General features: G+C 66.1%; 17 protein-coding genes and 1 pseudogene. 10 read left to right on the top strand and 8 right to left on the bottom strand.

What is annotated here, in order from left to right:
- Nucleotides 1-98 precede the first annotated feature (98 nt).
- From DOD19_RS17110 to glpK, 3 genes are all read left to right on the top strand, one after another.
- A complete protein-coding gene (locus DOD19_RS17110) occupies nt 99-380 on the top strand; it encodes a DUF2160 domain-containing protein (protein ID WP_024977477.1) in 282 nt (93 codons plus the stop codon).
- A gap of 171 nt (nt 381-551) precedes the next feature.
- On the top strand, nt 552-2,288 hold the full coding sequence (locus tag DOD19_RS17105; RefSeq protein ID WP_112186781.1) for an ABC transporter substrate-binding protein: 1,737 nt from the start codon (nt 552-554) through the stop codon (nt 2,286-2,288).
- A gap of 252 nt (nt 2,289-2,540) precedes the next feature.
- On the top strand, nt 2,541-4,037 hold the full coding sequence (gene glpK, locus DOD19_RS17100; protein ID WP_024977475.1) for a glycerol kinase GlpK: 1,497 nt from the start codon (nt 2,541-2,543) through the stop codon (nt 4,035-4,037).
- Nucleotides 4,038-4,105: 68 nt separating this feature from the next.
- Here glpK and DOD19_RS17095 read toward each other — a convergent pair whose 3' ends face one another.
- Nucleotides 4,106-4,471 (bottom strand): hypothetical protein, encoded by a 366-nt coding sequence (locus DOD19_RS17095; RefSeq protein ID WP_112186779.1) that lies wholly within the window; start codon nt 4,469-4,471, stop codon nt 4,106-4,108.
- A 191-nt stretch (nt 4,472-4,662) separates the two neighbouring features.
- Here DOD19_RS17095 and DOD19_RS17090 point away from each other — a divergent pair, with 191 nt between their 5' ends.
- Entirely contained in the window at nt 4,663-5,289 is a 627-nt protein-coding gene (locus DOD19_RS17090; RefSeq protein ID WP_112186777.1) for a DUF1415 family protein, read from the top strand.
- A 265-nt stretch (nt 5,290-5,554) separates the two neighbouring features.
- Here DOD19_RS17090 and DOD19_RS17085 read toward each other — a convergent pair whose 3' ends face one another.
- Nucleotides 5,555-7,168, bottom strand: a complete 1,614-nt coding sequence (locus DOD19_RS17085) for a glucan biosynthesis protein D (protein WP_112186774.1) — start codon at nt 7,166-7,168, stop codon at nt 5,555-5,557.
- Nucleotides 7,169-7,445: 277 nt separating this feature from the next.
- On the opposite strand from DOD19_RS17085, the gene DOD19_RS17080 reads away from it, so the two are divergent.
- The gene (locus tag DOD19_RS17080; RefSeq protein ID WP_112186772.1) at nt 7,446-8,684 is read left to right on the top strand and encodes an AGE family epimerase/isomerase; all 1,239 of its coding nucleotides are present in this window, start codon (nt 7,446-7,448) and stop codon (nt 8,682-8,684) included.
- A gap of 8 nt (nt 8,685-8,692) precedes the next feature.
- Entirely contained in the window at nt 8,693-9,994 is a 1,302-nt protein-coding gene (locus DOD19_RS17075) for an MFS transporter (RefSeq protein ID WP_112186770.1), read from the top strand.
- Nucleotides 9,995-10,213: 219 nt separating this feature from the next.
- On the opposite strand, the gene DOD19_RS17070 is transcribed toward DOD19_RS17075, so the two are convergent.
- Nucleotides 10,214-11,305, bottom strand: coding sequence for an ABC transporter substrate-binding protein (locus tag DOD19_RS17070; RefSeq protein ID WP_112186813.1), 1,092 nt, complete (start codon nt 11,303-11,305; stop codon nt 10,214-10,216).
- Nucleotides 11,306-11,588: 283 nt separating this feature from the next.
- On the opposite strand from DOD19_RS17070, the gene DOD19_RS17065 reads away from it, so the two are divergent.
- Nucleotides 11,589-12,386 (top strand): helix-turn-helix transcriptional regulator, encoded by a 798-nt coding sequence (locus DOD19_RS17065; RefSeq protein WP_024977468.1) that lies wholly within the window; start codon nt 11,589-11,591, stop codon nt 12,384-12,386.
- 28 nt (nt 12,387-12,414) lie between these two features.
- On the opposite strand, the gene DOD19_RS17060 is transcribed toward DOD19_RS17065, so the two are convergent.
- Together DOD19_RS17060 and DOD19_RS17055 are read right to left on the bottom strand one after the other, a co-directional pair.
- Nucleotides 12,415-13,722, bottom strand: a complete 1,308-nt coding sequence (locus tag DOD19_RS17060; RefSeq protein WP_112186768.1) for an ATP-binding protein — start codon at nt 13,720-13,722, stop codon at nt 12,415-12,417.
- A 3-nt stretch (nt 13,723-13,725) separates the two neighbouring features.
- Entirely contained in the window at nt 13,726-14,457 is a 732-nt protein-coding gene (locus tag DOD19_RS17055; RefSeq protein WP_024977466.1) for a response regulator transcription factor, read from the bottom strand.
- Between the two features lie 202 nt (nt 14,458-14,659).
- Between DOD19_RS17055 and DOD19_RS17050 the strand changes: the two genes are divergently transcribed.
- On the top strand, nt 14,660-15,457 hold the full coding sequence (locus tag DOD19_RS17050; protein ID WP_239498026.1) for a MipA/OmpV family protein: 798 nt from the start codon (nt 14,660-14,662) through the stop codon (nt 15,455-15,457).
- A gap of 24 nt (nt 15,458-15,481) precedes the next feature.
- Here DOD19_RS17050 and DOD19_RS17045 read toward each other — a convergent pair whose 3' ends face one another.
- On the bottom strand, nt 15,482-16,402 hold the full coding sequence (locus tag DOD19_RS17045) for an alpha/beta fold hydrolase (RefSeq protein WP_024977464.1): 921 nt from the start codon (nt 16,400-16,402) through the stop codon (nt 15,482-15,484).
- A 113-nt stretch (nt 16,403-16,515) separates the two neighbouring features.
- Here DOD19_RS17045 and DOD19_RS17040 point away from each other — a divergent pair, with 113 nt between their 5' ends.
- Nucleotides 16,516-17,469 (top strand): helix-turn-helix transcriptional regulator, encoded by a 954-nt coding sequence (locus tag DOD19_RS17040; protein ID WP_112186763.1) that lies wholly within the window; start codon nt 16,516-16,518, stop codon nt 17,467-17,469.
- Nucleotides 17,470-17,559: 90 nt separating this feature from the next.
- A complete protein-coding gene (locus DOD19_RS17035) occupies nt 17,560-18,336 on the top strand; it encodes a PepSY-associated TM helix domain-containing protein (RefSeq protein ID WP_112186761.1) in 777 nt (258 codons plus the stop codon).
- 57 nt (nt 18,337-18,393) lie between these two features.
- Here DOD19_RS17035 and DOD19_RS27960 read toward each other — a convergent pair whose 3' ends face one another.
- Together DOD19_RS27960 and DOD19_RS27955 are read right to left on the bottom strand one after the other, a co-directional pair.
- The gene (locus DOD19_RS27960; protein WP_239498025.1) at nt 18,394-18,678 is read right to left on the bottom strand and encodes a hypothetical protein; all 285 of its coding nucleotides are present in this window, start codon (nt 18,676-18,678) and stop codon (nt 18,394-18,396) included.
- A 397-nt stretch (nt 18,679-19,075) separates the two neighbouring features.
- Nucleotides 19,076-19,258: pseudogene (locus DOD19_RS27955) on the bottom strand (RpiR family transcriptional regulator); the annotation flags it as partial.
- Between the last annotated feature and the right edge of the window lie 160 nt (nt 19,259-19,418).

Below are 19,418 nucleotides of genomic sequence, written 5' to 3'. Positions count from 1 at the left end.
ACACGTACTGTCTGCGGCCACGCCGAACCGTCAGAACCGCTGTGCTTCGCCCTGATCACGTTTCCACGAACGCGGGAACGAATGTTGGAGAAAAGAATATGTTCAGTTGGATGGCCTGGACGCCCGAAGTGGCGACCTTCTTCGGCTGCATCGCCTTGATGCTGGCCAGCATGACGGTGTGGGAGGTCGTTCGACCGACCGTGGAGCGCAAGGGCTTCCTGCCCATTGCCACCACGCGCGGCGACCGCCTCTTCATCGGCCTGCTGACTGCGGCCTATATCAACCTGGCGTGGGTTGGGCTCACGTCGGAAGAGACGAGCGCCTGGGGTGGCTTCATCGCCTCGATGGTGGTGCTGGTGATCGTGATGTGGCGCGGCTGATGCGCCATCGATGTACTTGAATTTGCAAGTCCGGAGGCATCGGCACACGTTGATGCTTCCACGCCCAAATTGACGTACGGGCACAGGCATTCCATCACGCTCCCCGCGTCGGAATGCCGGATGTTTTCGCTGCGGGGAGAACAACAAGCCAACAAGCACGAGGAGATACCAATGAAAACATCCTGGCGCATGACGCTTCAGATCAGTGCCATTGCACTGGCGAGCGCCCTGGCAGTCGGCGCAACCCATGCCGGCGAAGCCGAAGCCAAGAAGTGGATCAGCAGCGAATTCCAGCCCAGCACGCTGTCGCAAGACAAGCAGATGGCGGAAATGAAGTGGTTCATCGACGCCGCAGCCAAGCTCAAGGCCAAGGGCGTGACCGAGATCCACGTCGTGTCGGAAACGCTCGACACGCATGCGTATGAATCGAAGACGCTCGCCAAGGCCTTCGAAGAAATCACCGGCATCAAGGTCAAGCACGACATCATGCAGGAAGGCGATGTCGTCGAAAAACTGCAGACCTCGATGCAGTCGGGCAAGAGCATCTATGACGGTTGGATCTCCGACTCCGACCTGATCGGCACGCACTACCGCTATGGCGTGGTGATGCCGCTGTCGGACTACATGGCCGGCGAAGGCAAGGAGTTCACCAACCCGGGCCTGGACCTGAAGGACTTCATCGGCACGAGCTTCACCACCGCGTCTGACGGCAAGCTGTATCAGCTGCCGGACCAGCAGTTCGCCAACCTGTACTGGTTCCGCGCCGACTGGTTCGCCCGCAAGGACCTGCAGGACAAGTTCAAGGCCAAGTACGGCTACGACCTGGGCGTGCCCGTCAACTGGACGGCCTATGAAGACATCGCCAACTTCTTCACGAACGACGTGAAGGAGCTGGACGGCAAGCGCGTCTACGGCCACATGGATTACGGCAAGAAGGATCCGTCGCTGGGCTGGCGCTTTACCGACGCCTGGCTGTCGATGGCCGGCTCCGCCGACAAGGGCATCCCGAACGGCCTGCCGGTCGACGAATGGGGTATTCGCGTGGAAGGCTGCGCCCCGGTGGGCGCCTCGATGTCGCGTGGTGGTGCCACCAATAGCCCGGCCGCGGTGTACGCCCTCACCAAGTACATCGACTGGATGAAGAAGTACGCGCCGCCCGAAGCCACCGGCATGACCTTCAACGAAGCCGGCCCGGTGCCCGCACAAGGCCACATCGCCCAGCAGGTGTTCTGGTACAGCGCCTTCACCGCGCCGATGACCAAGCCGGGCCCGGTCGTCAACGCCGACGGTTCGCCGAAGTGGCGCATGGCCCCGTCGCCGCACGGCCCGTACTGGAAGGACGGCATGCAGAACGGCTACCAGGACGTCGGCTCGTGGACGTTCTTCAAGTCCACCCCGTTCGAGCGCCGCTCGGCCGCGTGGCTGTACGCGCAGTTCGTCACGTCGAAGACCGTGTCGCTCAAGAAGTCGATCACCGGCCTCACGTTCATTCGTGACTCCGACATCCACAGCGACTACTTCACCAAGAACGCAGCGAAGTACGGCGGCCTGATCGAGTTCTACCGCAGCCCGGCCCGCGTGGCCTGGACGCCGACCGGCAACAACGTGCCCGACTATCCGAAGCTGGCCCAGCTCTGGTGGAAGAACGTCGCCACGGCCGTCACGGGCGAAAAGACCCCGCAAGGCGCGATGGACAACCTGGCCAAGGAAATGGACCAGGTGATGGGTCGCCTGCAGCGCGCCGGCATGAAGAACTGCGCGCCGAAGCTGAATCCGGAAAGCGATCCGTCGAAGTGGCTGTCGACCGAACACGCCCCGTGGAAGAAGCTCGACAACGAGCGTCCGAAGGGTGAGACGGTGGCCTACGACAAGCTGCTCGCAGCCTGGAAGGCAGGCAAGGTGCGCTGAACCCGCTCACGATCCTACGGCGCGGCCCGATCTTGGCCCCGCGATGCTCGCCGTACCCATGTACGGCTGCGCTTCTCAAGCCAACCTCGGGCCGCTCGCTACGGATCGTGAACAGGTTCCAGATAACGAGTGATCCGGCACCAGGATCATCTGCATCGCACGCCTGCCAACGGCGGGCTATGCTTTCGCATCACCATTGCATCAATTGCCGGGGTAGAGTGATCTTCCCCGGCACTTCAATGTCTCTGCCTTATGGAATACCTCCTCGCGCTCGACCAGGGCACGTCCAGCTCACGCGCTATCGTCTTCAACCGCGCCGGCCAGATCGTCGCCAGCGCCCAGCAGGAGTTTCCCCAGCATTTTCCGCAGCCCGGCTGGGTCGAGCATGACCCGTTCGACATCTGGAACAGTCAGCTCGCCACCTGCCGCGCCGCACTCGAACAAGCGAAGCTCTCCGCCGCCGACATGGCTGCGCTGGGCATCACCAACCAGCGCGAAACGACCATGGTGTGGGAGCGCGCCACGGGCAAACCGATCTTCAACGCCATCGTCTGGCAGGACCGCCGCACGGAATCCATCTGCGAGCGCCTGCGCGCCGAGGGCCTGGAAGACGAGGTGCGCAAACGTACCGGCCTGATCATCGACCCGTACTTTTCCGCCACCAAGCTGCGCTGGATTCTCGACCACGTGGATGGCGCCCGCGAGCGCGCCGCGCGCGGCGAACTTGCCTTCGGCACCATCGACAGCTGGCTGGTGTGGCAACTCACGCGTGGCCGCCTCCATGTGACCGACGTGTCGAACGCCTCCCGCACGATGCTGTGGAACATCCACACCGGCGAATGGGACGCTGACCTCATGCGCGCGCTCGACATTCACCCGAGCCTGTTGCCCGAGGTGCATCCATCCGCGTATCAATTCGGGCAGACCGATGCCGACTGGCTTGGCGCCTCGCTCACCATCGGCGGCATTGCAGGCGACCAGCAATCGGCCCTATTTGGCCAAGCCTGCTTCAAACCCGGCATGGCCAAGAACACCTACGGCACCGGCTGCTTCATGCTGCTCAACACGGGCGACAAAGCTGTCCAGTCGCACAACGGCCTGATCAGCACGGCGGCTTGTCAGAGCGGCGCGAAACGCAGCTACGCGCTCGAAGGCAGCGTGTTCGTTGGGGGCGCGGTGGTGCAGTGGCTGCGCGACGGCCTGCGCGCCATCCAGCGCTCGGCCGACGTCGAGGGCCTGGCCGCCTCGGTGCCCGATTCCGGCGGCGTGGTGTTCGTGCCGTCGTTCACGGGCCTCGGTGCGCCGTACTGGGACCCGACCGCGCAAGGCGCCATCGTCGGCCTGTCACGCGGCACGACCATCGGACACATCGCGCGCGCGGCGCTGGAATCCATCGCCTTCCAAAGCACCGCCCTGCTGCAGGCCATGACGCGCGATGCCGTCTCTACCATCTCGGAACTGCGCGTCGATGGCGGTGCCTCGGCAAACAATCTGCTGCTGCAGTTCCAGGCCGATTTACTCGGCATCCCGGTGGTGCGCCCGGAGATCATCGAAACCACGGCGCTGGGTGCGGCCTATCTGGCCGGCATCGCCACGGGCTTCTATCGTGACGAAGCCGAGGTCGCCCAGCAATGGCGCGCCTCGCGTACATTCCACCCCGTCATCAGCCGCGACGAAGCCGCGCATCGCATCGCCCAATGGGAAATGGCCGTCGCGCAGGTCCGCCTGCCGACAACGCGCGGGCACTGAAGGCAAAATCAGCGGACAGAAAAAAGGCGACCCTCGGATCGCCTTTTTTTCATGGTTCGGCCGGCGGCTTACTTGCCTTCGCTGGCCGGCGTCTGGGCAGGCCCGCCCTGTCCGCTCATGGCTTCCTTGCGCTTGGCGCGGGCTTCCTTCTTCTCCGCCTTGCGGTTGGCCTTGGCGGCCTTCTTCTCTTCCTTGTACGCGGCCTTGGCGTCGGACTTGCGGGCCTTGTATTCGTCGCTGGCGGCCTTGTCGTCAATGCGCTTCTGCACCAGCGGGTCAGACGACGAGGTGGCCGGCCCACCTTGTGGGGCGGTCTGCACGGTGCCGGTGGTCTGCGGTGAAGTCTGCGGTGCCGGCGTCATCTGTGCGAAAGCAGCCGACGCAGCAAACGTGGCGGCCACGGCGAGGGCGGTTTTCAGGCGCAGTTCAATCATGGTTGGGCTCCTTCTTTTACAAAAACACGGAATGGACTGACCACATAAGCGGCGCGCGAAGCACCCGAAGTGATCTCGGCGCACATCAACAGCGCACGCCGGACGTTGCAAATCACAACACCCATCCCGTCGCAAGAAGCGCTCCCAGGCCATCGACTACACTGCGCGCTATCTCATCCCTCCTATGCGCCGTGTCCAATCACGCCCCTGATTTCGTCCTGCTTGATCCGCCCGCCGATGCGCTGCCCCTGAACGCGGATGACGCAGCCCATCATGTCGCGCGCGTGCAGCGCTGGCTCGAAGACGCCGTCATCGGCCTGAACCTGTGCCCCTTCGCCAAGGCCGTGCATGTCAAACAGCAGGTTCGATACGCCGTCAGCCGCGCGACGATGGACGGCGACGTGCTCGACCACCTGCGTGCCGAAGCCGATTTGCTGCACGCCACCCCCGCCGCACAGATCGACACCACGCTGCTGATCGTTCCCGCCCTGGCTGACTTCCTCGATTTCCACTCGCTCACGGAGCGCGCTGACTCCGTGCTCGCCAAGGCCGGCTACGAAGGCGAGCTGCAACTGGCAAGCTTCCACCCCGATTTCGTCTTCGCCGATGCCGCCCCAGACGACATCGCCAACGCCACCAATCGCGCGCCCGTCCCCATCCTGCATCTGCTGCGCGAAGACAGCATCGCCCGCGCCGCAGCAGCCGTACCCGATGCAGCGGACATCTACGAGCGGAATATCGCGACGATGGAAAAGCTCGGCCCCGAAGGCTGGGCAGAAATGGCGGCGAAGTTCAGCAAGACATCGCCCCACAACTAACCCAGAGCAGCGACGGTTTGGCCGTCCCCTGCCCTAGATGGCGCCTTGAATTTCTGTTGCGGGGAGGAAAAAGAAGGGAGGCCTGTCTGAGCGCAGCGAGTTTGCCTCCCTTCCCTCCCCGCGACATAAATTCAAGGGATGGGTCGCCATCTCGGGCGCGCCTTTCTTTGCCTACTTTCTTTGGCAAGACAAAGAAAGTAGGTCAGCCCCGGCAGGGGATGAAACAAGGGACGCACCACGCGCATCAATCAACCAAGCCAAAGAATCAAACCGCCCGATCCACCGGCGGCGTCCACTGATACGCCCAAGTCTCAGACAGCAACCGCTCCCCCGACTGCAACGTCAGCAACAACTCGATCGGCGCGTTGCTGGCATCCGGCACCACGTCAAACATCGCCCGCACACCGTCGATGCTCGCCAGCGGCCGCGCCGATGCAATCTCGACCCGCCCGCGCGAGGCTCGGATGACAGGCTCCACGGTCGACCCCGCCGTGCTGCGCCCCAGCCGCGACAACTCCCCACCGGCAAAGTCCACCACAAACCGCCAGGAGAAGTATTTGCGCGGCTGCCCGACCACGCCGCCAATGCCCGTGCGCGTGGCTACCACCCGCGCGAGCGGCGAGGCCGCCGCAGGCTGCGCGCCCCACGTCAGCCGATAGCCAAACGCCAGCTCCTGCCCCGCATGCGGCGCCACGGCCGGTCGCCAGAACGCGACGATGTTGTCGAAGGTTTCATCGTTGGCCGAAAGCTCCACCAGTTCCACCGCGCCTTCACCCCAGTCATGCGTGGGCTCCACCCACACACTTGGGCGCTTCTCGTAGAACACGCCGTCATCCTGGTAATGATCGGGATTGCGATCGCGCTGCAGCAGGCCGAAGCCGCGCGGGCTGTCGTCGGCAAAGCGCTGACTGCGCAGCATGGGCGGATTGGCCAGCGGCCGCCAGACCCACTCGCCCGAGCCGCGCCAGATGGCCAGGCCGTCGGAATCATGAATTTCCGGGCGCCAGTCCGATGCACGCCAGCGGCGGGCGGCGCTGTGGCGATCGCCAGCGCGGTCGGCGCGGTCGTTCTCGCCGTAAAGGAACATGCTGGTCAGCGGCGCGATACCCAGGCGCTCGATCGGCTTGCGCACGTAAAGGGTGACGGCCACGTCCATCACCAGCGTGTCGCCGGGGCGGATGTCGAAGCGGTAGACGCCCGCCACGCTTGGGGAATCGAGCAACGCATAGACGCGCAACGTATCGGCGTCGGCGGCCGGGCGCACCAGCCAGAATTCGGTGAAGTCCGGAAACTCTTCTGCGCGGGGCAAGCCGGTATCAATCGCCAGCCCCCGCGCCGACATGCCGTACTGCCACTGCCCGCCGACGGCTCGGAAATAGCTGGCACCGAGGAAGGCAGCCACATCGCGCGTCGGGTCTGCCTTGGTGGTCAGCCGAAAGCCGGCAAAACCGAGATCGGCCGGCAGCGCCCGATGATCCAACCCGCTCTTGCCGTAATCGAACATGGCGGGGTCGTAGGCGATTAAGCGAGCTTGGCCGTCGACCACCTCGTGCATCTGCACGGCCGACTTGAAGAACAGCCCCAGGTGGAAGAACTTGGCCTCAAAAGGCAAGTGCTGCCCGGCCCACAGAGCGTGATCGCGGCGATAGCCGATGGATTGGTAGCCGTCCCAGCCGAGTACGGCCAGTGGCGGGGGCAACTGCGTGCTGCGAGGCCGGTATGGCCGCGCCGCCAAGGCCCGTGCACGCGCCAGCAGGCGTGCTTCGTCAAACGGTTCGGAGGCGCCAGCGGCGGAGCCGGGCGCGGCACTGCGGGACAAACCAGGAGCCAGGGCAAGCAGCCCGGCGGCCAACTGCTTGAGCAGATCGCGACGGTGCATGGATCGGGGCAAGACCAGGGGGTGAGCCAAGGATGATTCATCTTCGCACAACCCACGCCCGGGCAGCATCCGGGAAAAAACCTTTCATTGGACCCACAACCCTGCGCCGTGACCGGGATTGGACCGGTTGCGCGTGGCGCGGGGCAGCCAGTTGGAGCACAATCCCGGGTCTGTTCACATGTACAACGCATGTACGTCGCCTATGGTGAACAGAACAGATCCGAGCAATCGGCCGGGCTAAAACGGGTCGACGCCCGCCACGATCATCACGGCGCACATGCTTTCACAATCCTCCACGCCCCCGCTGCCCGATACGGCCACCGAACTGTCCGCTGACATTGCGGCTGCCCTGGAATCATTCGACCGCTATTACGACGACGTTCTGCTGCCCATGTGGCTCGGCCCGGGCTGGAACGCGCAGGCCGGTCTCTGCTATGAGGCGCTCGTCGTCGACAACGGCGCGCTGGTGCCGGCATCAACCGCGCGGTACCGGGCGATGGCATGTGCGCGGCAGTTGTATACCTTCGCGCGCGCCACGCAGCTCTCCAAGCGCCACCGCGATCTCTGCGCCGAACGCGCCGCCGCGCTGTGCCATGCACTGGACACGCGCTTTCGCGACACGATCCACGGCGGCTGGCTGTTTGCGATCGACAGCGCGCTGGCGCCGCACGACACCACCAAGGATCTGTACACGCACGCCTTCGTGCTGTTTGCCGCTGCACATTGGCTGGCCGTGAGCGAAGACCCGCGTGCCGCCGCGCTGATGCACGACGCGCACGACGTGATCGTGCGCAGCTTTGCTCGCGCCGGGGCCAAACCGCTGCCGGTCGCATCCATGGACGCCACGTTCAGCACCACGCTGGCCGGTGTCGCACAGAACCCGGTGATGCACCTGACCGAGGCCTACCTGGCCGCCGCCGCGCTGGACGAACCGCCCGCCTGGGCCGAGACCGGCGTGCGCACGCTGGCCGAAGGCATCCTCGCGCGCTTCATCGACCCCCGCACGGGCGGCATCGCGGAGTTGCCGGTGGACGAGGCCAGCGCCGACAACCGCATCGAGCCCGGTCACCAGTTCGAATGGTTTTACCTCGTGCGCGCACACGCCGACGTCTTTACGCGCTCCGAAGCCGGCCGCCATCTGGCCGAGAGCCTCGCCCGTGCGGTGGACGCGGCCTGTGCCGACGGCGTGGATGCCGAGACGCAGGGCGTGTGCCTGTCACTCAATCTGGACGGCACGATGCGCGACGCCAGCCAGCGCATCTGGGCACAGACTGAATACGGCCGCGCCCTCGCGCTGTGCACCGAAACGCAGGGTGCCATGCTCGCGCGCCTGCTGCCGGCGTGGTCGACACGCTTCCTGCACGCACACGGCTGGAACGAGGTGATCGACCCCGCGGGCCAGCGCCTGCGCGCCGACATGCCGTCGAGCACGCCGTACCACATCACCACTTTTTACGAGGCGGCCCGCAGTTCGCTGTCCGGCTCGCCCGCGCGTTGTACCCAAGCTGTTGAGTGAGACCCTTCATGCATACCTCCAACCCCAACGAATCCAAGGCCCGCACCATCTTCCGGGTGGTCAGCGGTAACTTCCTGGAGATGTACGACTTCATGGTCTACGGCTATTACGCCAAGGCCATTGCCGACACCTTCTTTCCGGCCGGCAACGAGTTCCTCTCGCTGATGCTGTCGCTGGTGACCTTTGGCGCCGGCTTCCTGATGCGGCCGCTGGGCGCGATCTTCCTGGGCGCGTACATCGACCGTCACGGCCGCCGCACGGGCCTGATCGTCACGCTAGCGCTCATGGCCTGCGGCACGCTGCTGATCGCACTGGTGCCCGGCTACGCCACCATCGGGCTGGCGGCGCCGCTGCTGGTCCTGGTCGGCCGGCTGCTGCAGGGATTCTCGGCCGGCGTGGAGCTGGGCGGTGTGTCGGTCTACCTGGCCGAAATCGCCACCCCCGGCAAGAAGGGCTTCTTTGTGAGCTGGCAATCGGCCAGCCAGCAAGTGGCCGTCATGTTTGCCGCCCTGCTGGGCGTGTTGATGTCGTACCTGCTGCCGCCGTCTGAGATGAGCGCATGGGGCTGGCGCGTGCCGTTCCTGATCGGCTGCCTGATCGTGCCGTTCCTGTTCATCATCCGCCGCTCGCTGCAAGAGACGGAGGAGTTCCAGAAGCGCAAGCACCGCCCGGACCTGGCCGCCGTGTTCCGCTCGATGGGCCAGAACTGGCGCCTGGTAGGCGCAGGCACGCTGATGGTCGTGATGACCACGGTGTCGTTCTACCTGATCACCGCCTACACGCCGACCTTCGGCAAGAGCGTGCTGCATCTGTCCGACATGGACAGCCTGATCGTCACGCTGTGCGTGGGCGCCTCGAACTTCTTCTGGCTGCCTGTGATGGGCGCCGTGTCTGACCGCGTCGGCCGCCGCCCGCTGCTGATCCTCTTTACAGTGCTGATGCTGGCGACGGCCTACCCGGCCATGCAGTGGCTGGTTGCCGCACCGTCGTTCGCCCGCATGCTGACCGTGCTGCTGTGGCTGTCGTTCCTGTATGGCAGCTACAACGGCGCGATGGTCGTCACGCTCACCGAGATCATGCCGCCGGAAGTTCGTACCACCGGCTTCTCGCTGGCATACAGCTTGGCCACGGCCATCTTCGGCGGCTTCACTCCCGCGATTGCCACGTGGCTGATCCACACCACCGGCAACAAGGCGATGCCGGGCGTATGGGTGTCGTTTGCCGCGTTGTGCGGGTTGATTGCCACGCTGGCGATCGTCAAGCCGGCGGGCAGGCATGAGCATGGGGCGGGCACGGCGCCTATTGCCTGACCGACATCGTGGATGAATGAACGCCTCTCAGAGGGGAATCTCTCTGAGAGGCGTTTTGCTTTGTGCTTTTGGCTTTTTGCTGGGATTTTTTTTAGTGGTTCATCCCCCTTTCGGTCCCGGCAGGGGATGAAACAAGGGATGCACCACCAACAAAGAAATCCCCGCCCCTCGCAACTTCCAAATCCGCCATTAGGCACAACAAACTGCACAGACGCAGCCTTACTGAATCACCAGCCCATTAGGCCCCACCACCCCCAGCTCCACATAGTGCGAACCAGGCCGCGTACGGTCGGAAAAGTCCACCATAAACCCGCCTCCCACATCGAAATTGCGCAGGTGGGCCAGCTCGCGGCGCACCTGGTCGCGCGTGGGCTTGGGGCCCGCGCGGCGCACGGCTTCGGCAAGCACCTTGGCTGCCACAAAGCCTTCCACGGCTCGGAATGAAAGTTCGACATCTCTGGCGCCCACGGCTGCGCGTGCGCGGTTGAATTCGCGGATGACGGGGTTGACGCCCTTGCCCGGGTTCGGCATCACAAGCGCCAGCGAATAGCCGCGCACCGCATCGATACCGGCCACCTTGAGCAGGATGCCCGGATCGATGGACGACAGCCCCAGGAGTTGCGCAGCACCGCCGCGCGCGCGGTATTGCTTGATGAACTGCGCGGCGGGCTCCGCCGTGGCGCCCAGGAAAATGGCCTGCACATCGGCGCCGAGCAGCTTGTCGACAGCGGCGCTCACCGAGGCCGTGTTGCGCGGGTACGAAGCGGTGGCCGCAATCATCAGCTTGTACGGCTTGAGCGTGCGCTCAACGCCCGCCAGCACCTCCTTGCCCAGCGCATCGTCCTGATACAGCACGCCGATACGCGTAACGCCGATGGTGGCGAGCGCCCCCACCATCTTGTCCATCTCCTGCTGATAGCTGGCCTTGATGGGGAAGACCAGCGGATCGCCGGTCATGCTGGAGGCCCCCGTGGCGGGCCCGACCAGCGGCAGGTTGGCTTCGGCCAGCACGCCGCTGCGCATGAGCGCTTCCACATTGGCGGTGCCGACCACGGTGAGCGCCGCCACGGGGTTGTCGATCTTGGCCATGTCGCGCACATTGCGCAGGGTCTGCTCGACCTTCTGCTCGTCGTCGCGGGCGACCAGGCGGATGGTCTCGCCGTTGATGCCGCCATCGAGGTTGAGCCAGTCGAAATACAGGCGTGCCCCGGCATTGAGCGCCCGCCCCGTCGCGGCTTGTGTGCCGGACAGCGGCAAGGACTGGATGATGCTGATGTCGGCGCGGGCGGCCGGCGCTGTCAACGCAGCCATGCATGCCACACACATGGCAAGCGCGGCCCACGGCCGCAACCATCCCATCGCCCCGCGCGCCCCCCGGCTACGCGTGTGATTTCCCGTTTGCATTGTTCGCACCCATGTCGCCGCGTGCCTCGTGGGCAACGGCGTTTTTTGTCGAGACCGCTTGAGCGATCCGCTTTGTTGTGTGGCGCCAAACATCTGCGGCGCCGGGCGATAGCCTGCCATCGACATCTGCCTTCGACAAGTCCTGCCGGCGCATTTACACTGGGCTGACCGCTTCTGTCGCAAACCCGCCATGCCACAGCGCATCCTGCCTACCGATATCGAAGGCCGCACGCCGCCCTCAACGGCGCATCCGGTGCGGCTCTACACGCGGCAGATGGACGCCAACACGCGGTTCCCGCGCCACACCCATCCGTGGGCGCAGGTGGCGTATAGCCACAACAGTGTGCTGCGCGTGCAGGCGGGCGACACCGCCTGGGTAGTGCCACCTTCACGGGCGATCTGGATTCCGCCCGGCATCGAGCATGAGGTGTGGGTGGTCGAAGCCGCCTTTCTGCGCACGCTGTATGCCGACCCGTCCGTGGTGACCGGCACGCTGGCGCAGTGCCGCGTGATGGAGGTGTCGCCGCTGTTGCGCGAGCTGATTGCCGCGATGGACGTGCGCCAGCCGCTGCCGGCCGCGCGCGAGCAGGCGCTGGCCATGCTCATCCTCGACGAGCTGCGCCGTAGCGCCCCGCTGCCGCTGGATTTGCCCATGCCCGCCGACAAGCGCCTGCGCGCCCTGTGCGAGCGCGTGATGGCCGACCCCGGCACCCCGCTCACCTTCGACGTCCTCGCCCGCGATGTAGGCGCCAGCGCCCGCACGCTGGCGCGGCGCTTCCGGGACGAGCTGGGCGTAAGCTTTTCGCAGTGGCGCCAGCAGGCCGTGCTCGCCAGCGCCATCCCGATGATGTCGCAGGGGATGCCGCTGTCGCGCGTGGCGCAGGAGCTGGGCTACAACAGCCAGAGCGCGTTCTCTGCGATGTTCCGGCGGGCGTTCGGCAGCAGCCCGAGCGCGTTTCTGCATCGGCCGGGCGGCGACCAGGCCTAGCCCCCCAGGTTGACCGATCCAGCTGCGCTTACAGCGGCGGAATCGCCATGTCAGGCAGCAGCACGGAAAAGCGCGCACCGCCGCCCGTTGCCGCATCGAGGCGGACATCACCGCCATGCACCAGCGCAATACGCCGCACGATCGCCAGCCCGAGGCCGAAGCCTCCGGTATGGCGGTCGCGGCTGGCATCCAGGCGCAGGAACGGCTCGAACACGCGCGCGCGATCCGGCTCGGGAATGCCGGGGCCGTCGTCTTCCACCGTCAGGCGCAGCGCACCGGCGGGGCCCGCTTCGGCGCGGATGGTGATGGTGTTGCTGGCATAGCGCGTGGCATTGCGGATCAGGTTGAGCAGTGCACGCGCCAGCAGGCGCGGGTCGCACACGTGGTGCGCGGGGGCGCCCTCGGCATGCACGGCCAGGGTGAGCTGGCGGTCGGCCACGTCGTTGGCGACGCTGGCAACCACGCTGTCGAGCCATTCACCCACGGCCACGCGCATCAGCACGAGGTGCATGGCGCCCTGCTCCAGGCGGCTCAACGCCAGCAGCTCGCTCACCAGTTCATCGAGTTCACGCACGTCACGGCGCAGCGCATCGAGCCGCACGTTGCGCTGCATTTCTGACGACGGCGACACCGGCGACTGCAGCAGCGCAATGCCGAATTCCAGCCGCGCGATCGGCGTCTTCAGCTCGTGCGAGATGCCGTTCATCATCTCGCGCTGGTGCTGGATCGAGCCCTGGATGCGCTCGGCCATCTCGTCGAACTGGCGCGCCAGCGCATACACGTTCGAGCGCTTGCGCAGATTGGCGCGCGTCGCCAGCTTGCCGGCGCCAAAGCCGCGAGCCGCTTCTTCCAGCACGCGCAGGTCGCGCCAATGCATCCAGACCCAGAGCAGCAGCGGCAGAAGCGCGGCAATGGCGATCAGCGAATAGGCGACCAACTGGATGCCGAGGTAGTCCATGTCCTCGCTGTAGGCGTGCAGGACGGTGCCGTCGCGCAGCGGCAGGTAGTAATCCTTGCCGTTGGTCATCAGCACGAGCTTGTGATCCGCCAGATCGCGCCGCTGCTGGGCTGAGAAATTCGGCACGGTGTCCGGATCGACGAGGTCGAATGTCTCCCACGCGTTCTTGTTCAAACGCGCGATGGCGGCATCGCGCCCGTCGGGGCCCGCGCGATCAAGGTAGTCCTGCAGCACGAAGGCGTAACCCTTGCGCACCTCGCGCTCGCCGTGGGTGAGTGTGTCGTGGAACAGCCAGACGAACGACTTGTTGACGCCGATAAGCGCCAGCGCCGCGGCCACCACGACCATTGCGTACAGCTTCAGTAACGACTTGAGCACGGTTCAGTCCTCCCACGCCGACGGGCTGAACAGATAGCCGCGTCCCCAGATCGTCTTGATCTTGTGCGGCTCGGGCGAGGCGTCGCCAAAGCGGCGGCGCAGGCGCGAGATGCCTGAGTCGACGGTTCGATCCAGCCCGTCGAACTCGATGCCGCGCAACTGCTTGAGGATGTCGTCGCGGCTGAGCACGGTGCCGGCGGCGCGCGCGAGGATCAGCAGCAGATTGAACTCCGCCGTCTTGAGGTCGACCGGCTGGCCGCGCCAGGTGACGGTGCGGTTGGGTGGCGAGATGGCGAGTTCGCCAAAGACAAGCGTGTCGTCGCGCGGCGCCACCGGCTCGGACGTCGACATGGCCGGCACCGAACGGCGCAGCAGCGCGCGGGCCCGGGCAACGAGCAAGCGCGGCTCGATCGGCTTGAGCACGTAGTCGTCGGCGCCGATCTCCAGCCCGGCCACCTGGTCATACGTATCCACGCGCGCGGTCAGGATCAGCACCGGCACGCGCGAGAACGCGCGGATGCGCCGGCACACTTCCATGCCGTCCATGTGCGGCAGCATCAGGTCGAGGATCACCAGCGCAGGGTGGTGTTCGCGCACGGCAGCCACGGCGATGTCGCCACGGCGCACCACTTCGACTGCAAATTCATAGTTGCCCAGGTATTCGCTGACGAGCTGCGCGAGACGGTCGTCGTCTTCGATCAGCAGCACCTTGGTCTTGAGCGGCTCGTCGGTCATCGCCGTCATCGCTCGTACCCCCGTTTCTTCTTGTGTTGGCGCGCAGTGTACGGCGATGGCCTTGCGAGCGGATGGCGTGGAGAAACTTGCAGACACTCGCGCACAATTGCGCACAACTTCCCGGCAATTTCCAGACAGACGTGCGTGCGGCACCTCGCCAGACTGCGGGCTCTCTCTCAAGAGGTCCAACAAGAGGTCCTACGTGCTCAATCGTCTCTCCCCCCGGTTCTCCATCGCTTATCTGGCCGCGCTCTCGGGCATGTGGCTGTCGCCCTCTTCGGTGTATGCCGACGATGCGTCGTACTCGCTGTCGCTCAACGCGGGTGTAGCGCCGCGCTACCAGGGCGGCAAGGAGTACACCGTGACGGCCGGCCCCGGCTTGCGGGCAGATTTCGGCAACGGCTGGTTCATCGACCCGACCCAGGGCGGCGCGGGCTATGCCATCCGCTTCCTGAACGGCATGTTCGCCTCGGCCGCGCTGGCGTACGACCCCGGCCGCTCCGACACCAACCGCTACGGGCGCCCCGGCTCGGACCATCTCAAGGGCATGGGCACCGTCAAGGGCTCGCTGCTGGGCGTGGTCACGGTGGGCGGCAAGCTCATCGGCGACACCACGGGCAGCGCCACGCTGGAAGTGCCCATCACCAACCGCGAGCGCGGCTGGTCGGGCCACATTGACGTGGCGGCGCCGGTCGTGAGCTGGGGCAGCGACAAGATCACCGTCAGCCCGAGCCTGCATTTCGGCTCCAGCAAGTACATGCAGACGTACTTCGGGGTGACGCCGCAGCAGTCGGCCAACAGCGGCTTCGCCCAGTACAGCGCGGGCAGCGGCCTGCAAGCCGCCACGCTCACGGTGGCCTGGACGCACGAGTTTTCGCGCCATTGGGCGGTGCAGACGGCGATCGGCACCTCGCGCCTCTTGGGCAACGCGGCGAAGAGCCCGATCGTGCAGAACAAGCAGAGTTACTTTGGCGGTACGGGCGTCGTCTACACGTTCTAAGCGCGCGGAACCGCAAAGGACGGCTCAGGCCAGGGCATCGAGCCACGCCACGGTTTCACGCCACCATGGCGCACCGGACGATGCCCGGAAGAAGCCCATGTGGCCGACACCCTTTGCACCCAATGCTGCACCGCCCATTTGTCGGCGCGTCACGCGCGTGGCGGGAAACTGTGCGACCAGCGCATCAATGGCGTTAGCCGGTGCCAACGGGTCATCGTCAAAACCCCAGGCGAGCAGCGGCACGGCGAGCCTCGGATAACGCGAGGTATCCAGCCCGGTGCGCGGCGCGAAGATGTAGCCGCGCAGGCGGGCAAAGCGCGCCCAATCGCCCAGGATGGCGGCCGGAATCGACATCGGCCCCATGCCGACGGCCGCGAGCGGCAGCATGCCACCGCGCACGCGCGCCACCGCCAAGGGAATCCGCACACGCAGCAGCCAAGCAAATTGCGGACGGGCCAGCGGCCCGCGCCACGGCCACAGCCGCGCATCTGCCAGCGGCACCGCTACGTGCGCCAGCGCATCGGCATGCACGATGTGCGGTGCCAGCCCCGCCAGTTGGCCGCCCGCGCTGTGGCCGAGCACCACCAGCTTGCGGCCGCTGCAGCCCTCGGGGACGAGCGTGTCGTGCACCCATTTCAGCACGGCGTCGATGTCCTGCCGGCCCCAATCGGCAAAGCGCGGGGTGCCCGGACCGGTCGCGACCGCCTCGCCAATGCCGCGGTAGTCGAACGTCACCACACGCCAGCCCGCCAGGCACAGGGCACGCGCAAACGCCGCGTAGAACTGGCGTGGCACGCCCAGCGCCGAGCAGATCACCACCGTGCCGTGCGCACCCAGCCCAGGGCTGGTGACGGTCACGGGCAGCGTCCAGCCGTCGGCTGTGCGGACGCGGTCGTCGCGGGTGGGAAGGGCATCGGCGGGGTAGTCGATCGGTTCGCGCTGCATGGGCACTCGGCTCGGGAGTCTCGGGATAGGCTCAGTATTGGCGCCGCCCGTTGCGGTCACAATTACGCGACAGGTAATCGCGGCAGCTACCTGACTCTGCTTCAATAGGTGGCATGACATCCGCCAAGCCTGCCTCATCATCCTCGTCCTTGTCCGCCACCGACGACACCCTCATGCTTGAAGACGCCGATGCCGCCCCAGTGGCGATTGAGCCGCCCGAAGCAGCGCTGTCGCGCTTTCCGCAGTTGCTGCGCTTCTGGCGCACGCGGCGCGGGTATAGCCAACTGGCGCTGGCCCTGGCAGCGGGCGTATCGCAACGGCACGTGAGCTTTCTGGAATCCGCGCGCGCGGCGCCCAGCCGGAACATGATCCTGCAACTGGCAGAGGAGCTGAACGTGCCGCTGCGCCATCGCAACCAGATGCTGCTGGCGGCCGGTTTCGCCCCCGCCTATTCCGAGCAGGGCCTCGCCACACCGGCCGATGAGGCCTCGCCGATGATGCAGGCGGTGCGCCATGCGGTGAAGCTGATCCTCGACAAGCAGGCACCGTATCCGGCCATCGTGCTCGACCGTTTCTGGCATGTGCTGGATGCCAATGCCGCGCATCGCCGCCTGATGCGCTGGGCCATCGGCGACGACCGGTCCGAAGGCGCACCGGGTGCCGTCAACATGATGAAACTGGTATTCGACCCGACCGCGCTGTGGCCGGCCATCGCCAACCGTGACGTTGTCGGCCGCTACCTGGCCCGGCGCGTGCGGCAGGAACTGGCGCTGCAAGCCATCGACCCGGCAACGCAGCGGCTGCTGCACGACATCCGCGCGATGCAACCGGCGCTGTTCGATGCGGCGGATGCGCCGGCAGCCCCCGCCGCGCACGCGCACGATGCCGGCGATCCGCCGCCGTTCCTGCCCATTTCACTGCAGCGCGACGGCGTGACGATCTCGCTGTTCTCCACGCTCACCACGCTGGGCACCCCGCGCGATGCGGGGCTGCAGGAGATGCGCATCGAGTGCTTCTATCCGGCGGATGAGGCATCGCGGCGGGCCTTGGAGCGTATTACGTTGTAACCGGCAGTCGATTGCAACGAGAATCATTCTCATCTATATTGGCCGGTCGATTTGCCTCCCTCCGGCGGCCCTTGCGCCGCCTTGTGCTTCATGACCGACCTGTCCCATCCCCGGCTCTCGGCCGAGCCCGACGCCAATCCAGGCGCCAACGCGCGCCCCGCGAAGGCCAAGGCCGAGCATCCCGCCAATCGCCGCGCCACGATCGTCCGGTGGTTGCGCAAGACACACGGCTGGTTCGGGCTGTGGGGCGCGGTGATGGGCCTGATCTTTGGTGTGTCAGGCATCTGGCTGAATCACCGCGCGGTATTGAAGCTGCCCGTGGCGCAGCAGCGCACCAATACGCAGATCGCCCTGCCCGACCCGGTGCCTGCTACGCCCGACGCGATGGGCGCCTGGCTGCAGCAGACGCTCAACATATCGGAGCCCGCCACCCGCACGCGCGTGGAAAAAGCCAAGCTGGTCGCCTGGGCCGAGCGCCCTGCCAAGGGTGAAGGCGCGCAGGACGAGAAGAACGCCGACGCCCCGCGCGAACCCGCCGCCAAGCCGCTCATGCAGCCCGAGCAATGGACCTTCAACTTCGGCAGCGCGACCACGCAAATCCAGGCTGAATACTGGGCCGGCAATCGCTCGGTATCGATCCGCCAGACCGACAATGGCTTCCTCGGCACGCTGATGAGTCTGCACAAGGGCGTCGGCATGACGGTGCCGTGGATTCTGCTGGTGGATACGCTGGCCGGCTGCCTGATCTTCCTGTCGATCTCGGGTCTGTGGCTGTGGGTGATGACGACCAAGCGCCGCACGGTCGGCTGGACGATCTTCGGGCTGGGGAGTCTGCTGGCGATCGGGCTGGCAATCTCGCGGCTCTGAACGCCGCATTTGCTACGGATGGCGCCCGCGTGGCGCCATTTTTTTCGCCTTCGCCGTTTAGGGGCGGTCGACGCTGCGCTCTGTCAGCAGCCGCTGGATCGCACGCATGCGCGAGCGCACCATCTCATCGCGGCGTTGCGCCACGCAGGTCATCAGGATTTCGATGACGGTCAGATGCACCAGGTACGCCTCGGTGCCCACCCGCATCACGGCATCTTCCGGCACGTCCACCGTCAGCGCGATCTGCGCGCGTTCCGCCAGCGGTGTGCCCGCCTGGGTGATGGCGATCACGCAGGCGCCCTGCTCCGCCGCATAGGCGATCGACTCGAGCAGATACGGCATCCGCCCCACGTGCGAGAACGCCACCACGACGTCGGACGCACCCAGCATGGCTGGCCGACACGAGCTGCAGATGCGCATCGAAGTAGGCGTTGGACGCCAACCCCAGCCGCATCAACCGCGCTTGCATGTCGTTCGCCATGAACGATGACGCCGCACCGGCCGCATAGCAATCGACGCGGCGGGCGCGGGCGATGCGCTCGGCGGCGGCGTCGACTTGTGTGGTGGACAGCGATTCACGCAGCTTGGCCAACGCCCGCGCGGCACCGTCAATGACCTTGCTGGCGACCAGTGCCGGCGGATCTGCCCGGCCGACATGGCCCGGCAGCGTCGGCTGCGCGTGCGCTAGCTCGGCGGCCAGCGTGGCCTTGAACTCGCGCAAGCCTTCGAAGCCGAGCGCCTGGCACATCCGCACGATGGTCGGCATCGACACCCCGGCGCGCACGGCCAGCGTCTCCACGGATTGTTCGAGCGACAGCTCCGGCGCTTCCAGGATCAACCGCGCCACACCCTGCTGCGCCGGCGAAAGCGCGGGCAACTTGTCACGCAGGGCGTTGAGCACGGGAACGGAGAGCGATGGCATGGCGGTACGCGGGTGGCGATCGGAAATCAGCGTCGCCAGTGTAGCGGCAGCCCCGCACCACGCCGCTTGCCCGAGGGAAAACCCCCAAGAATCTGTAAGCCGGCGGTTTACGCTCAACGCCCCTTCAGCGGGCAACACCCCACCCGGCGCGACGTGTGCG

Source organism: Ralstonia sp. GX3-BWBA (assembly GCF_003290055.1).
In the GTDB taxonomy this organism is placed as follows: domain Bacteria; phylum Pseudomonadota; class Gammaproteobacteria; order Burkholderiales; family Burkholderiaceae; genus Ralstonia; species Ralstonia holmesii.
This window is presented reverse-complemented; position numbering and strand designations above follow the sequence as displayed.